This window comes from Amaricoccus sp. W119, from assembly GCF_047275745.1.
Taxonomy (GTDB): domain Bacteria; phylum Pseudomonadota; class Alphaproteobacteria; order Rhodobacterales; family Rhodobacteraceae; genus Amaricoccus.
Genome location: NZ_JBKQWU010000003.1, coordinates 205,488 through 220,186, shown reverse-complemented (window position 1 = coordinate 220,186; position 14,699 = coordinate 205,488). Strand labels below are relative to the sequence as shown.

Annotated in this window: 12 protein-coding genes and 1 pseudogene; all 13 read right to left on the bottom strand. The window is 65.9% G+C overall.

Going from position 1 to position 14,699, the window contains the following annotated elements:
* Window positions 1-3: 3 nt before the first annotated feature.
* On the bottom strand, window positions 4-639 hold the full coding sequence (locus tag ACLJK8_RS04020; protein ID WP_413148805.1) for a DJ-1/PfpI family protein: 636 nt from the start codon (window positions 637-639) through the stop codon (window positions 4-6).
* Between the two features lie 72 nt (window positions 640-711).
* On the bottom strand, window positions 712-1,278 hold the full coding sequence (locus ACLJK8_RS04015; protein WP_413148804.1) for a hypothetical protein: 567 nt from the start codon (window positions 1,276-1,278) through the stop codon (window positions 712-714).
* 81 nt (window positions 1,279-1,359) lie between these two features.
* Window positions 1,360-3,495: an AGE family epimerase/isomerase gene (locus ACLJK8_RS04010; RefSeq protein ID WP_413148803.1), complete on the bottom strand. Its 2,136-nt coding sequence runs from the start codon at window positions 3,493-3,495 to the stop codon at window positions 1,360-1,362.
* A gap of 43 nt (window positions 3,496-3,538) precedes the next feature.
* On the bottom strand, window positions 3,539-5,644 hold the full coding sequence (gene glgX, locus ACLJK8_RS04005) for a glycogen debranching protein GlgX (protein WP_413148802.1): 2,106 nt from the start codon (window positions 5,642-5,644) through the stop codon (window positions 3,539-3,541).
* A gap of 225 nt (window positions 5,645-5,869) precedes the next feature.
* Window positions 5,870-6,610 (bottom strand): annotated as a pseudogene (locus tag ACLJK8_RS04000) (ATP-binding cassette domain-containing protein); the annotation flags it as partial.
* Window positions 6,553-6,786, bottom strand: a complete 234-nt coding sequence (locus tag ACLJK8_RS03995; RefSeq protein ID WP_413148832.1) for an ATP-binding cassette domain-containing protein — start codon at window positions 6,784-6,786, stop codon at window positions 6,553-6,555. The gene ACLJK8_RS03995 and the pseudogene ACLJK8_RS04000, both read right to left, overlap by 58 nt.
* A gap of 53 nt (window positions 6,787-6,839) precedes the next feature.
* Complete coding sequence (locus tag ACLJK8_RS03990; RefSeq protein WP_413148801.1) at window positions 6,840-7,679, bottom strand: ABC transporter ATP-binding protein; 840 nt, start codon at window positions 7,677-7,679, stop codon at window positions 6,840-6,842.
* Between the two features lie 2 nt (window positions 7,680-7,681).
* A complete protein-coding gene (locus ACLJK8_RS03985; RefSeq protein WP_413148800.1) occupies window positions 7,682-8,584 on the bottom strand; it encodes an ABC transporter permease subunit in 903 nt (300 codons plus the stop codon).
* A complete protein-coding gene (locus ACLJK8_RS03980) occupies window positions 8,581-9,588 on the bottom strand; it encodes an ABC transporter permease subunit (RefSeq protein ID WP_413148799.1) in 1,008 nt (335 codons plus the stop codon). The genes ACLJK8_RS03985 and ACLJK8_RS03980 overlap by 4 nt, the downstream gene beginning before the upstream one ends.
* A gap of 87 nt (window positions 9,589-9,675) precedes the next feature.
* Window positions 9,676-11,277 (bottom strand): ABC transporter substrate-binding protein, encoded by a 1,602-nt coding sequence (locus ACLJK8_RS03975; RefSeq protein ID WP_413148798.1) that lies wholly within the window; start codon window positions 11,275-11,277, stop codon window positions 9,676-9,678.
* Between the two features lie 448 nt (window positions 11,278-11,725).
* Window positions 11,726-12,097, bottom strand: coding sequence for a hypothetical protein (locus tag ACLJK8_RS03970; protein WP_413148797.1), 372 nt, complete (start codon window positions 12,095-12,097; stop codon window positions 11,726-11,728).
* Window positions 12,098-12,239: 142 nt separating this feature from the next.
* Complete coding sequence (locus ACLJK8_RS03965; protein WP_413148796.1) at window positions 12,240-12,788, bottom strand: cytochrome b; 549 nt, start codon at window positions 12,786-12,788, stop codon at window positions 12,240-12,242.
* Between the two features lie 126 nt (window positions 12,789-12,914).
* Complete coding sequence (gene metG / locus ACLJK8_RS03960) at window positions 12,915-14,636, bottom strand: methionine--tRNA ligase (protein ID WP_413148795.1); 1,722 nt, start codon at window positions 14,634-14,636, stop codon at window positions 12,915-12,917.
* Between the last annotated feature and the right edge of the window lie 63 nt (window positions 14,637-14,699).

Sequence of the window (14,699 nt, the reverse complement as noted above, 5' to 3'; positions counted from 1 at the left end):
GCTTCAGGCGGGGACCTTGTTCAACTCGGCGACATAGGCCTCGAGGAACCTGTCGGTGACTCCGGGATGTTTGGCGGTGATCAGATCGCCGTCGATGACGAGATCCTCGGTCTGATCGCCGTTGAAGACGACATCGCCGCCGGCGTTCTCGACGTCGCAGATGATGTTGTGCGCGCAGGTCACGCGCCGTCCTTCGAGCAGGGCGCGGTCGGCGCAGAGGAGCCACAGGCTGTGACAGATCGTGCCGATCTTGACGCCCTGGGTGGCGCTCGCGCGCCGCAGCAACTCGACCGCCGGGGCGGCATTGGGCTGACCTTTTCGCGGATTGGCCTGATAGCGCAGGCGATCCATCGCATAGGCGCCGATCAGCAGGAAGCCGAGATAGTCACCGACCCGGACCTCGTTGACCTCGGTCGTGACCGTGACCTCTGATTCGACTACGCCATCATCGGGGTTTGCGCGGAAATGCAGCGAAGGCTGGCCCCAGAGATGGGTCATGTAGACGAGCTGGTAGCCCTTGGCAGGGAAGAACCCGTTGAACTTCTGGAACTCGGTCTGGTCGAAATGCTCCTCGATGAGCACTCCGATCCGCCCGTGCCTGGCTTCACCAAAGATGCCGCGATCCGTGTCGCCGGTCATTGTGCAACTCCATCTTTTTGCACCCGCGCGCGTGAGCGCACCCAGTCTTCGCGGCCGAACGCTCCGCCCGGCCTAACCGCCGATCAGCTTTAGGAGCCGGTCCGGCGCGTAGACGTCCCGGTAGAAGGTGAGCTGCTCGCTCTTGAAGTAGCAGCCGCCGCGATGGCCGCGCCGCACCCAGCAGACGCTGCCCTTGGCGATGGTCTCATGCGTCTCGTCGTCCATGGCGGCCCATTCGAAATGGACGAACTCGCTCCAGAACATCACGATCGGCCAGGTCATCGTGACGCCCGGCTGCGCGATCAGCGCCCACCAGTGCTTCTCGCGCTCACCCTGTTCGGTGATGCCCCGATACGGACCGTCCTGGCAGAAGTAGACGAGATCGTCGCGGTATTCCCCGGTCAGGATGTCGCCGCGTTTCTGGCGCAGCGCCTCGCAATGCGTCGGCCACCACTCGCGGTTTTCTTCCTCGATGGTCCCGGGGGTGTAATCCGGCCCGATCGCGGGCAAGCTCGACTCCTTGCGGGCGACGATCTGCTCGCCCAGCCGGATCAGCTTCGTTGCCAGCGCCTCCTCGACCTTGTCCGGGCGCGAGTAGTCGGCCGAAAGACCGTCGTAGCAGTTCTTGCGTCTTGACACAGATACTCTCCTTGCGCGCGGTTCGTACCGCTCGCCCGCTGCGAGCAGGTGACCGCGTCGGGCGGCCACCTGTCTTGATCGTCAACCGACAGTCATGCCTTCGCTGATTTCCGCGTCCGCGAGCCGTTCCCTCATCTCGGGGCGGGCGCCCGTGACGCGGATATCGGCGTCGATATCGAGCTTCTGCCGCATGAGGGCGAGTTCGCGGATGGCGGGCGCGGTGATCGAGGTCAGGCTCGCCACGTCGAGGACAAGGGCCTTCGGCCGCGCCTCCAGCACCTTCGCCATCGCGGCGAGGAAGGCCGGCATCCCGCGCTCGTCGAGCGCGCCCGACATCTCGAGCGTCATGGTCTCGCCGTCGGAACTGGTCGCCACGTCGAAGTGCTCGACGCCGCTCGTCGGCACGAGCCGGACATGGACCTTCACCCGCTCCGTGCTCCGGGGCAGGGCGACCGTCAGCGCCTCGGGGTCGAAGTCTCCATAGGGCGCCCCGTCGACGGTGACACTCTCGATCCGCACCGATCCGGGCGGCAGCAGGTCGGGCGATACCCGGAGCACGCCGTCCGGGAACGCATGCGGGTAGGGCTTGAAGTAGAGATCGAGCGGCTGCCTGGTGATCAGCAGGTTGCCGTAGACCGCCGCGAGATAGCAGAGTTCGAACGAGTGGTATCCACTCATCGAATGGCTGCCTTTCATCCGCTCGGTTCCCATCAGATAGGGCAGGCCGCTCGCCAGCACGTTGAAGTAGATGCCGCCGGCGTCATGGTCGAGGAACCAGGCGTTATAGAAGGCCGAGGATTCGCGGGCGTATTTCAGGTACTTCGCATCCTTCTGGACGCCGGCCAGGATCATGTAGGCGAGGATGCCCTGTTCCTGCTGCCACCAGGCCTTGCGGTCGTGCCAGGCGTAACGGTGAACGGTCTCGCCATCGGCGAGCACGCGTTCGACCACGTCGTACCAGCCGAGGCGCTGCTTATCCATGCCATGCCGCGGCATCAGGGCGGCGATCTTCTCGGCCAGATCGACATAGCGCTGGTCGGGCTTCACGCTGGCGATGCGCATCAGGTTCCAGGCGATCTTCAGGTTGTGCCCGACGACGGCCCGGTTCTGCTGCCAGCCCCAGGTCTGATCGTGCGACCAGTCGCCGTGAAACTTCTCGTTGACGAAGGGCGAGTTCTCGAAGTCCGGGAAGTGCTCGGTGATCTGGTCGGCGCAGTATTCGAGCATCTTGCGCTCGCGCTCGTCCCCGGTCGCGAGCAGCAGGTTGATGAGATAGGCCGGAGCGTGGTCGCCGACCGAGTTCCAGTTCTTGCGCGACCGGTTGTGGCCGAGCGTTTCACTGGTTCCGTCGAACGTCACCGGGTCGATATGCGACCAGTAGCCACCGCGCTCGGGATCGTAGAAATACCGGTCGAACATGGTCATCGTCGCGCGCGCATCCGCCAGGATACGGCTGTCACCGGTGATCCGGTAGGTCTGGACCGGACCCGCCAGCGCGTAGATTTGCTCATAGGCCGGGATGGCATCGAAATCGTCGCCGAACTCGGAGGCCAGGACCTTGCGCGTGCGCGACCCGCTCACGTCGATGGCGTGATACCAGTAGTTGATCCCGGCGGTCGGATCGCTCGCGCGGAAATGGTCGCGAAGGTAGTCGGTTCCCGCCTCGGCCGCCTCGAGGAATTGCTCCTCGCCGGTCAGCAGGTAGGCGCTCGCAAATCCGTAGACGAGCCGGGAAATCGTATCGCATTCCTGCCGGGCCGTGTCGGTCCGGGTGCCGTCGGCGGTGAGCGCCGTGCGGTAATTGCGATAGTTGATGTCGAGCGCGCCATCGGGACCGGCGAATTGCGCGCGCAGGAAGAACGTGCCGAGCTGACGGATCTGCTTGATCCACCAGTCCTTCTGCTCGAAGACGAAGTCGGTTTCCGTCCGCCCGGCGAATACGAGCATCTTCGCCTCGAACGGCTTGTCGCTTTCGGGGTAGTGGACGCCATAGGCGAAGACGAAACGGTCCGGCACCAGCATCGCGCGCATCTGCCCGCCGCAATCGATATAGGCCTCGCCCAGATTGCGGGTCATCTCGGCATAGGTCGTCGGCGTCAGCCTGACGACGAAGTCTCGCCCGTCGGAGGTTCGTATCCCGAAACTGTCGGCCTCCTCGTCGAACCCGGTACAATAGCCGGCGATGGTGTCGGAGAACGAGAATGCGACATTGATCATGACTGGGCCTCGGGGTGGTTCTGCAGAGCGTTACGGAGAAACGTCACTGGCGGCGGTCGAAACTGCCCAGCAGGACGATGGAGCGGCCATTCACCAGGTATTCCTGGCCGGCCACCCGAACCTCATGCCCTGGGGACACGATGTCGTTCGGGGATGGCAGCGAGGTGTCGAGGATGCGCCGCCATTCGCGGCCCGGGATCGTGGGCAGATCGAAGCCGATCGTGTGATCCGCCATGTTGAACATCACGTGCAGGTCGATCTCGGCGGCGTCCTGCGCGCCGAACGTGGCGGCCAGCACTCTCGACCTGGCGTCGTCCCAGTCCGGCTGGCCGAGCCGCGTTCCGTGCCAGGTCACGTCCGCCACGCCGCGTGCATCGCGGGCGCCGGTGAAGAAACGCGAGCGCCGCAGCATCGGATGGTGCCGGCGCAGATCAATGACCTCCCGGAAGAAGCGCAGCATCTCCGCCTCGCGCTCGGCACCGCTCCAGTCGAACCAGCTGATCTCGTCCTGGCAATAGGCGTTGTTGTTGCCGCCCTGGGTCCGGCGGATCTCGTCGCCGCCGGTGATCATCGGCACGCCTTGCGACAGCATCAGGAACGTGGCGAAGTTCTTGATCTGCTGGGCGCGTACCCGCTCGATCTCGGGCCCCGCCGGCCCCTCGGCGCCGCAGTTCCAGCCGTTGTTGTCGTTGGCGCCGTCGTTGTTGCCCTCGCCATTCGCCCAGTTGTGCTTCTCGTCGTAGCTGACGAGGTCGTTCAACGTGAAACCGTCGTGGCAGGTGATGAAGTTGACGCTGTTGATCGGAGCGTGGCCGCTGGCCTGATAGATGCTGGCGCTGCCGCAGAGACGATCAGCGACCTCGCCGATCAGCCCGCCCTCGCCGCGGATGAAGCGCCGCGCCACGTCGCGGAACCGGCCGTTCCACTCCGCCCATCGATAGCCCGGAAAGTAGCCGACCTGATAGGCGCCCGCGGCGTCCCAGGCCTCGGCGATGATCTTCGTGTTGGCCAGCGTCTCGGAGAGTTCGATCGCCCAGACGACCGGCGGGTGAAGGACGGTCTCGCCGTTCTCGTCGCGCGTCAGGATCGAGCCTTCGTCGAACCGAAACCCGTCGACATGCATCTCGCGCACCCAGAACTCCAGGCACTCGACGATCAGCTTGGCGACGACCGGATGATTGCAGTTGAACGTATTCCCGCATCCGGAATAGTCCATGTAGTATTGCCGGTCGTGCGGGACGAGATGGTAGTAGATCGAATTGTCGAGCAGCTTGAAACACATGGCCGGCCCGAGATGATTGCCCTCGTCGGTGTGGTTGAACACCACATCGAGAATGACTTCGATCCCGGCGCGATGCAGCGCCTTCACCATGTCCCGAAATTCGTTGACATGCGTGCCGTATTCGGGCGTCAGGCAGTAGCTGTTCTCCGGCGAGAAGAAGCCGATCGTGCTGTAGCCCCAGTAGTTGCGGAGGGGCTGCTTGTCGGGGCCCTGGCGCAGGACCTGGCTCGAGTCGAACTCGAAGACCGGCAGAAGCTCGAGCGCGGTCACGCCGAGCTCCCGCAGGTACGGGATCTTCTCGATCAACCCGCCGAAAGTCCCGGGCGCCTCGACCCCGGAACTCGGCGATCGGGTCAGGCCCCGGACATGCGTCTCGTAGATCACGAGATCCTGTATCGGCCGGCCGAGCGGCTGGTCGCCTTCCCAGTCGTAATCCGACCAGTCGATGACCACGCTTCGCATCGCCGTCTCGACGTTGTCGCCCGGCGCGCAGGCGGCGCCGCGATCCCAGAGCGTCGCGGAGTGACCGCGGGCATAGGGATCGATGGCGAGCTTGGATCGGTCGAAGCGATGGCCGTTCGCCGGGTCCCACGGACCGTCGATCCGATAGCCGTAGAGCGCTCCCGGACGCAGTCCTTCCACGAACACGTGCCAGAACCCGAAGGCGCGGTTCACGACCGGATCGAGACGCACGGTCTGATACGGCAGCGGGGCCGTGTCGTCGCGAAACAGCAACAACTCGACACCGGTGGCATTCTGCGAGAACAGCGAGAAATTGACCCCGTTGGCCTGAACGGAAGGCCCAAGCGGGTGCGGCTGACCTTGAGCGATCGCATGGTCGATTACAACGCGCCGACACTCATTCATTGGGAGATCCATGATCCGATACTGGCCGCGCGGCCGGATTGTCGGGGCGCTCGCACGGATCAGTGGTCTCGCAGGACGATTAACAAATCGTTGCCCGATCCGCGCCGGGCGACCCGCGCTGGTCGACACGCCACTGTCCGTGACGACGGATCGCGCCCCTTTGGGCTGGTGCTGCTGGCGAGGCTCCGGAGCGGCGCCGAAGTCGGATCTCCGTCGTCCGGATCGTCAGGCCGTCGCCTGTTCCCGCGCGGCCGTGCGCGCGGCCGTGCGCGCGGCGGCGCGGCGGGCGACGCGCTGTCGGATCGCCTCGATGTCGGTGATCGGGGTCGCGGCGAAGAGCTGGCGGGTATAGGGGTGTTTCGGCCCGGCGAAGATCTCGTCGCGCGTGCCCTGTTCGACCGCCTCGCCCTTCGAGATCACCATCACCTCGTCGGCGATGTAGCGGACCACCGAGAGGTCGTGGCTGACGAAGACATAGGTCAGGCCCAGCTCGTCCTGGAGATCGGCGAGGAGATTGAGCACCTGCGCCTGCACCGAGAGGTCCAGCGCCGAGACGGGCTCGTCCAGGACCAGAAGCGAGGGGTTCAGCATGAGCGCGCGTGCGATGGCGATACGTTGCCGCTGGCCGCCGGAGAACATGTGCGGATAGCGGTTGTAGTGCTCGGGCATGAGCCCGACCTTCCCGAGCATCGCCCGGGCCCGGTCGCGGCGCTCGGCGGCCGGAACGTCGGTGTTGATCACCAGCGGCTCGGTCAGCACGTCGCCGATCTTCTGGCGCGGGTTGAGGCTGCCATAGGGGTTCTGGAACACCATCTGGACCTTCGAGCGGAGTTCAGGCCCGGGGCGCCGCGCGCGGATGTCGACGGGGGCGCCTTCGATCAGCAGCTCGCCCTCGGTGGGCGGGTCGATCAACGCGACGATACGCGCCAGCGTAGACTTGCCGGAACCGCTTTCGCCGACGATCGCCANGGGGCGCCTTCGATCAGCAGCTCGCCCTCGGTGGGCGGGTCGATCAACGCGACGATACGCGCCAGCGTAGACTTGCCGGAACCGCTTTCGCCGACGATCGCCAGCGTCTTGCCCTTCTCGACCCGGAAGTCGATCCCCTTCAGCGCGCGCACGCTGCGGGCGCGCGCGAACATGCCGCCCGGAATGTGATATTCCTGAACGATGGCGCGGCCCTCGACGACCGGGGTCATTGGGTGCCCTCCCGATCGTAATAGTCGGCGACGGTCGGCAGGCGATCGCCGGTCGCGTTCTCCGGCAGCGCCGAGAGCAGCGCGCGCGTGTAGGGGTGCTTGGGCGCCTCGAACAGGCTCAGCACATCGGCCTCCTCCATCTTCCTGCCCTTGTATTGGACCACCACGCGGTCGGCGGTCTCGGCAACCACGCCCATGTCATGGGTGATCAGGATCAGCGCCATGCCGTAATCCTCCTGCAGCTTCAGGAGCAGGTCGAGGATCTGTTTCTGGATCGTCACGTCGAGCGCCGTCGTCGGCTCGTCCGCGATCAGCAGACGCGGGTTGGAGGCGATGGCGATCGCGATCATCACGCGCTGGCACTGGCCGCCCGACATCTGGTGCGGATAGGCTTTCAGCTTCTCCTCCGGCTCGGGGATACCCACGGCGTTGAAAAGCTCGACGGCGCGCGCGTGCGCGTCGCGGCGCGACATTCCGAGATTGAGCCGCAGCACTTCCTCGATCTGGAACCCGGTGGTGAAGGAGGGGTTCAGCGAGGCGATCGGCTCCTGGAAGATCATCGTGATCTCGCGCCCGATCAGCTTGCGCCGCTCGGCCGCGGACATGGTGAGCATGTCGCGGCCGTCATAGGTCATCTCCTCGGCGGTGATGGTGGCGGTGTCGGGCAGGAGCCCCATGACCGCCAGCATCGACACCGACTTGCCGGAGCCGGATTCGCCGACGATCGCCAGCACCTCGCCCCGGCCGACGGAGACATCGATGCCGTCCACCGCCGTGAAACTGCCCGTCGCGGTCGCGAAGCGGACCGTCAGGTCGCGGATCTTCAAGAGCGCCATGGTCAGCTCCGCTTCAGTTTCGGGTCGAGCGCGTCGCGCAGCCCGTCGCCCATCAGGTTGATCGCCAGCACCGAGATCAGGATCGCGAGGCCCGGGAAGGTCACGACCCACCAGGCGCGCAGGATGAACTCCCGTGCCTCGGCCAGCATGGTGCCCCATTCCGGCGCCGGCGGCTGCGCGCCCATGCCGAGGAAGCCGAGCGCCGCGGAATCGAGCACGGCGGAGGAAAAGGACAGGGTCGCCTGCACGATGAGCGGCGCGAGGCAGTTGGGGAGGATCGTCCTGAACATGAGCCGCAAGTTGCTCGCCCCGGCGACGCGGGCGGCGGTGACATACTCGCGCCGCATCTCGCTCATCACCGCGGCGCGGGTCAGGCGGGCGAAATGCGGCTGATAGACGATGGCGATCGCGATCATCGCGTTGGTGAGGCCCGGCCCGAGCACCGCGACCAGCACCAGCGCGAGCAGGAGCGAGGGGAAGGCGAGGATCACATCCATCACCCGCATGATCACCGCGTCGACCCAGCCGCGAAAGAAACCGGCGAGAAGCCCGATGATGATGCCGCCGGAGAGCGCGATCGAGACGACGACGATGCCGATGAAGAGCGAATAGCGCGCGCCGAAGATCAGCCGCGAGAGCATGTCCCGCCCGACCGCGTCGGTGCCGAGCAGGAATTCCGCGCGGCCGCCCTCCTGCCAGACCGGCGGCAAGAGCAGCGCATCGCGGTACTGCGTGCTCGGATGATGGGGCGCGAGCAGCGGCGCGAGGAGCGCGACCACGACCAGGAGCGCGAATACGACGAGACCGGCGACCGCGCCGCGGTTCTGGCGGAAATAGAACCAGAACTCGCCCAGCATCCGGCGGCGGATGGCGGCGTCCGACAGCTTGACCGAGGTATCGCTCATGTCGCACGGATCCTTGGATTGATCAGGCCGTAGGTGAGATCGACCAGCAGGTTCACCAGCATCACGATGGCGGCGATCATCAGGAGCCCGGACTGCACCACCGGATAGTCGCGGCGCGAGATCGAATCGATCATCCACTTGCCGATGCCGGGCCACGAGAAGATGGTCTCGGTCAGGATGGCGCCCGCCATCAGCACGCCGATCTGCAGCCCGATCGTGGTGACGACCGGAATGAGCGCGTTGCGGAGCGCGTGGACGCCGATGACGCGGCGGCGCGGCATCCCCTTGGCGCGGGCGGTCCGGACATAATCCTCGCCCATCACCTCCAGCATGGCCGAGCGTGTCTGGCGGGCGATGACCGCGAGCGGGATGGTCGCGAGCACGACCGAGGGCAGGATCAGATGGCTGACCGCCGAGGCGAAGGCACCCTCCTGACCTGAGAGCAGGCTGTCGATCAGCATGAAGCCGGTGACCGGCGGGAAGAAATAGAGCAGGCTGATCCGCCCCGAGACCGGCGTCCAGCCGAGCGTGCCCGAGAAGAGGATGATGAGGAGCAGGCCCCACCAGAAGATCGGCATCGAGAAGCCGACCAGCGCCGTCGTCATCGAGACCTGATCGAACCAGCTGCCGCGCTTGATCGCGGCGAGCACGCCGACCGGAACGCCGATCAGGGTCGCGATCAGGATGGCGCAGAGCCCGAGCTCGGCCGTGGCGGGGAAGAGCGCCATGAACTCGGTCACGACCGGCTTCTTGGTGACGAGCGAATTGCCGAGGTCACCCTGCAGCAGCCGGCCGAGGAAGTCGAAGTATTGCATGACGATCGGCTTGTCATAACCGAGCTGCGCGCTCAGTTCCGCGTGGCGCTCGGGCGAGACGCCGCGCTCGCCGGCCATCAGGAGCACCGGATCGCCCGGCAGGATGCGGACGAAGCCGAAGGCGATGATGGTGATCCCGAGGAATGTCGGGACCAGGTAAAGCAGCTTGGAGAGAATGAAACGGATCATGCGCCTCTTTCCTTCATGAACGCGCGGGGGTGGCGCCCCGCGCGTTCGCTCGCCCTCGTGCGTTCGCGCGTCAGGCGAAGCCCCGGATCATTCGGCGATATCCACGGCCTCGAAGGTGTAATCTCCGAGCGGGCTCATGACGAAGCCGGTCACATTGGCCGCCATCGGCACATACTGCGTCGAATGGGCGATGGTGTACCACGGCGCCTGATCCTTGAAGATGACCTGCGCCGCCTCATAGAGCCGGGTGCGCTCGGCCTGATCCGAATTGGTCTTGGCCTCCTTCAGGAGCCCGGAGAATTCCTCGTTGCACCAGAAGGCGCGATTCGCCCCGCCTTCGCCGGCGGAATCGCAGGAGAGCAGCACCGAGAGGAAGTTGTCCGGGTCGCCATTGTCGCCGGTCCAGCCGAGAATGACCGCGCCCTGGCGGCCCGCCTCCATCGACTTGGCGAGATACTCGCCCCATTCATAGGAGACGATATCGACGCTCACGCCGACCTTGGAGAGATCCTCCTGCATCAGCTCGGCCGTCCGCCGCGCGTTTGGCATGTAGGGGCGCTGCACCGGCATCGCCCAGATGCTCAGCGAGAGGTTGGTGACGCCTTCCGCCTCCAGCATCGCCTTGGCGGCTTCCGGGTCGTAGGGATCATCCTCGATGGTGTCGTTATAGGACCACATGGTCGGCGGGATCGGGTTCTTCGCAGGCTCGGCCGCGCCCTGGAAGACCGCGTCGACGATCGCCTGCTTGTTGATCGCCATGTTGAGCGCCTTGCGGACCTTCGGATTGTCGAAGGGGGCGATCGTGGTGTTGTAGGCCAGATAGCCGACATTGAGGCCGGGCTGCTCGTCGAGCTTCAGGCTGTCGTCGGCGCGGATCGATTCGATGTCGGCGGGCGCCGGATAGGGCATCAGGTGGCATTCGCCGGCCTTCAGCTTCTGCAGCCGCACGGCGGCGTCGGGGGTGATGGCGAAGACCAGATCGTCGATCAGCGGCGCCTCGCCCCAGTAGTCGGCATTCTTCTGGTAGCGGATCACCGCGTCCTTCTGATAGGCGACGAACCGGAACGGACCGGTGCCGATCGGCAGGTTGTTCAGGTCCTCCTTCGTGCCCGCCGCTTCGAGCGCGTCGGCGTATTCCTTCGACACGATCGAGGCGAAGGGCATGGCGACATTGGCGATGAAGGGCGCTTCGGGCTGGGTCAGCGTGAACTTGACCGTGTAGTCATCAATCTTCTCGATCGACTTGACCAGGTTCGGCATGTCCATCGAGGTGTAATACTCGTAGGTGATGCCCGGAATGTACTGATGCCAGGGATGTTCGGGATCGGCCTGCCGTTCGAAGGAAAAGACCACATCGTCGGCGTTGAAGTCACGGGTCGGGGTGAAACTGTCGCTCGCGTGCCACTTGACGCCCTGGCGCAGGTGGAAGGTGTATTCGGTGCCGTCCTCCGATACTTCCCAACTTTCGGCCAGACCCGGTTCGACTTCGGTCGTGCCGGGCTTGAACTGGGCCAGGCGGTTGTAGATCGCATGCGCCGAGGCGTCGAAGGTGGTGCCGGCGGTATAGGGGCTGGGATCAAAACCCTCGGGCGAAGCTTCCGAGCAATAGACAAAGGTCTTGGCTTCGGCCACCGCCGCGCTCAGCGCCAGCGCCGAGGCGGCCAGCAGGCCACGGGAAAGGTATGTCATGTGATTGTTCCTCTGACTCCCGGTTGAAGGCATCTTGTTTTCGGACCCTGACAGGACTCCGCCGTTTGGTCCACGGACTCGGCCGCGCGTGGGTCAATGTTCCTGATACCGATTCGCGCCGCCCAGCAGAATGCGATTCGTCGCCTGGCCCCGCCCAGACGGGCGGGCCGCGACGGTTACGAATGAGTTCGAAATAATTGGCCCATCACATCGTGGAGCATGGCCCCAAGCGAAGTGGGAGGCAAGCCGCGCCGTCACCCGTCCGGGTCGTCCGTGACGGATCAATTGAAGTTCTGGGCGCCGGCGCGGCGATCCGTCGCGCGGGTGGCGGGGCCGGATGTGGGACCGGCGGCCGACCGGCCCGGCCCCCGAGGCCGACGCGCCGGTGGTCCGGCATCCGTCATCGGGCGGCGCCGCCGCGAGCGGTCCCGCGCCGACGAACCTGCCCTCAGAGCGTCGTCAGGCGAGCCGCGCGCAGTCGGACGAGGGTAGGCATGTCCGCGATGCGCTCCGGTCCATGTTCGAGGATGCCTTCGACCTCGGCGCGGCGCCCCGGAGAGAACGCGCCCTTGCCGCTGGCCGGCAGCACGAAAACCGCGTCGTCGGGCCAGCCGTCGTCGGTGCCGCCCTGTGTTCCGACCGCCGCCGGGCGCCGTGTCAGGACCAGGGCTTCGCTCTTGCCCGGCACGGCGGGTGCGAGAAAGCCGCGCATCCGCACCGTCTCGCCGCCGAGGTCGGTGAGCTTTTCGGAGAACGCATGGCCGAGCGGGCTGGTGCGGGCGAAGATCTCGTCGAATTCGAGGGAAAAGATCGTGGTCACCGGCGGTATCTCCTGATCTCGGCCCCCCACTCGCCGACCCCTCGGAAACCGGGGCGGCGGAAGTTCATTGCTGGGCCGAGAGCGGGTTCGACGCAAGGGCCGGTGACCCCCCGCGGGGCGGAAACCGCCCGCCGGCGCGTCGTCAGCCGGCCATCTTGGCGAGCACGTTGTCCCGCAGCAGGTCGCGATGGACGAAAACCATCGCGACATGTCCGGCGATCAGCACCAGAAGCGCCCAGGCGAGCGGGCCGTGCAGCGCGCTCGCGGGGGCGACCAGCCAGCCGATCCGCTCGCCGGTGGCGGGGATGATCTGCAGCAGCCCGAATGCGTTGAGGCCCCGGCCGGTCCCGTAGGCGCGCAGGAGCGCGAGGAGCGGGACGACGACCATGAGCGCGTAGAGCGCGGCGTGGCCGGCGCGCGCGGCGACCCCGAGCGGGCCGCGATCGTAGGCCGGGCGGGTCCGTCGGTTGCTCAGGGTCCAGAGCGCGCGGATCAGGACGAGCAGGAACAGGAGGAATCCGAAGGGGGAATGGGTCGTCTGGAAGAGTTGATCGAGCGCGCTGTCCTTGGCGACGACGCCCCGGACCACGATGCCGAGGAATTGCCAGGCGAAGAGCGCCGCCATGCTCCAGTGCAGCGCACGGCTCACCAGCCCGTACCGTTTCGGGGTGTCACGCAGTTCCAGATCCATTCCGTACCTCATCAAGAAAATGACTCGTCAAGCATGGAACGGGAAGGTGCCCGAAATCCGTTGAACAATCGACCCGGGATCACGGAATTGTTTGCGTTGGGTTATCAATCGCCGGCTTGTCCCGGCTCAGACTCCGGCGAACCGCGCCTCGAGCTCGCTCCGGCGCGCATCCTCGATCTTCTGGAACAGCACATCGGGAACCGAGAACGGATGTCCGCCCGGGAGCGTCGCGAGCGCCTCACCGATGTCGTCCGGCCAGGCGTCGTCCGGCTGGCTCAGGGCTTCCAGCATCTTGGCCGAGGCATCGGGCAGGAAGGGGCGGCTCAGCACGGCGTAGAGGCGGATCAGGTTGAAGGCGAAGCGGGTGATCGCCGCCGCGCGCGCCGGATCGGTCTTGAACGCCGCCCAGGGCGCCGCTCCCTGCAGATACTCGTTGCCGACCACCCAGAGCCCGCGCAACTCCTGCGCCGCCTTGCGAAGCTCGATCGCCTCCATGGCGGCCTCATAGGCTGCGAGGCGGCGACCGAGATCGGCGATGACCGCCTGCTCGTCGGGACCGTAGGCGCCATCGGGAATGCTGTCGCCAAAGCGGGAGCGGGCGAATTTCGTCACCCGGCTCACGAAATTGCCGAGCACATCGGCGAGATCCTTGTTCACACCGCCCTGGAAGCTGTCCCAGGTGAAGTTGGCGTCGGAGCTTTCCGGCACGTTGGAGAGCAGCCACCAGCGCCAGTAGTCCGAGGGCAGGATCTCCAGCGCCTGATCCATGAAGATGCCGCGGCCCTGGCTCGTGGAGAACTTGCCGCCGTCATAGTTGAGGTAGTTGAACGACTTGATGTAGTCGACGAGCTTCCACGGCTCGGCGCCATCGTGGTTCGCGCCGAGGATCGTCGCGGGGAAGGAGAGCGTGTGGAAGGGCACGTTGTCCTTGCCCATGAACTCGACGTAGCGCACGTCCCGGGCGCCGAGATCCTCGCGCCACCAGCGCTGCCACGCCGCGTCGTCCTGCCCGGTCGCGTCGGCCCATTCGGCGGTCGCGGCGATATATTCGATCGGCGCGTCGAACCAGACGTAGAAGACCTTGCCCTCCATGCCCGGCCAGGGGGCCTCGCCGCGCCTGACCGGAATGCCCCAGTCGAGATCGCGGGTGATGCCGCGGTCCTGGAGGCCCTCGCCATCGTCGAGCCATTTATGCGCGATCGAGGTGGTCAGGACCGGCCAGTCGGTCTTGGAGTTGATCCATTCCCGCAGCCGGTCGCGCAGCAGGCTCTGGCGCAGGTAGAGGTGCTTCGTCTCGCGAACCTCCAGGTTGGTGGAGCCCGAGATCGCCGAGCGGGGGTTGATCAGGTCGGTCGGGTCGAGTTGCTTGGTGCAGTTCTCGCACTGGTCGCCGCGGGCGCGCTCGTAGCCGCAGTTCGGACAGGTGCCCTCGATGTAGCGGTCGGGCAGGAAGCGGCCGTCGTCGATCGAATAGACCTGCCGCTCGGACACTTCCTCGACCAGCCCCGCATCGGCGAGGAGGCCGGCGAAATGCTGGGTCAGCCGATGATTGCGCGCCGATGACGACCGGCCGAAATGGTCGAAGGAGAGCCGGAAACCATCGGCGAGATCCTTCTGGACCTGCCACATCCGCGCGCAGTATTCGGCCACCGGCTCGCCCGCCTTGGCGGCGGCGAGTTCGGCGGGGGTGCCATGCTCGTCGGTGGCGCAGATGAACATGACCTCGTGACCCCGCGCGCGCATGTAGCGGGAGTAGACATCCGCGGGTAGCTGACTGCCGACCAGGTTGCCGAGGTGCTTGATGCCGTTGATGTAGGGCAGGGCCGAGGTGACGAGTATGCGGGCCATGATCTTCTCTCGCTGACGCTTAGCGTCGAATTAAGACAATCCGCCCCGGCGGACCAGAGCGGA

Excerpts from the sequence above, each read along its gene's own strand:
- ACLJK8_RS04020 (WP_413148805.1), bottom strand. The coding sequence starts at position 639 with ATGACCGGCGACACGGATCGCGGCATCTTTGGTGAAGCCAGGCACGGG.
- ACLJK8_RS04010 (WP_413148803.1), bottom strand. The coding sequence starts at position 3,495 with ATGATCAATGTCGCATTCTCGTTCTCCGACACCATCGCCGGCTATTGT.
- glgX (WP_413148802.1), bottom strand. The coding sequence starts at position 5,644 with ATGAATGAGTGTCGGCGCGTTGTAATCGACCATGCGATCGCTCAAGGT.
- ACLJK8_RS03990 (WP_413148801.1), bottom strand. The coding sequence starts at position 7,679 with ATGGCGCTCTTGAAGATCCGCGACCTGACGGTCCGCTTCGCGACCGCG.
- ACLJK8_RS03985 (WP_413148800.1), bottom strand. The coding sequence starts at position 8,584 with ATGAGCGATACCTCGGTCAAGCTGTCGGACGCCGCCATCCGCCGCCGG.
- ACLJK8_RS03980 (WP_413148799.1), bottom strand. The coding sequence starts at position 9,588 with ATGATCCGTTTCATTCTCTCCAAGCTGCTTTACCTGGTCCCGACATTC.
- ACLJK8_RS03975 (WP_413148798.1), bottom strand. The coding sequence starts at position 11,277 with ATGACATACCTTTCCCGTGGCCTGCTGGCCGCCTCGGCGCTGGCGCTG.
- ACLJK8_RS03965 (WP_413148796.1), bottom strand. The coding sequence starts at position 12,788 with ATGGATCTGGAACTGCGTGACACCCCGAAACGGTACGGGCTGGTGAGC.
- metG (WP_413148795.1), bottom strand. The coding sequence starts at position 14,636 with ATGGCCCGCATACTCGTCACCTCGGCCCTGCCCTACATCAACGGCATC.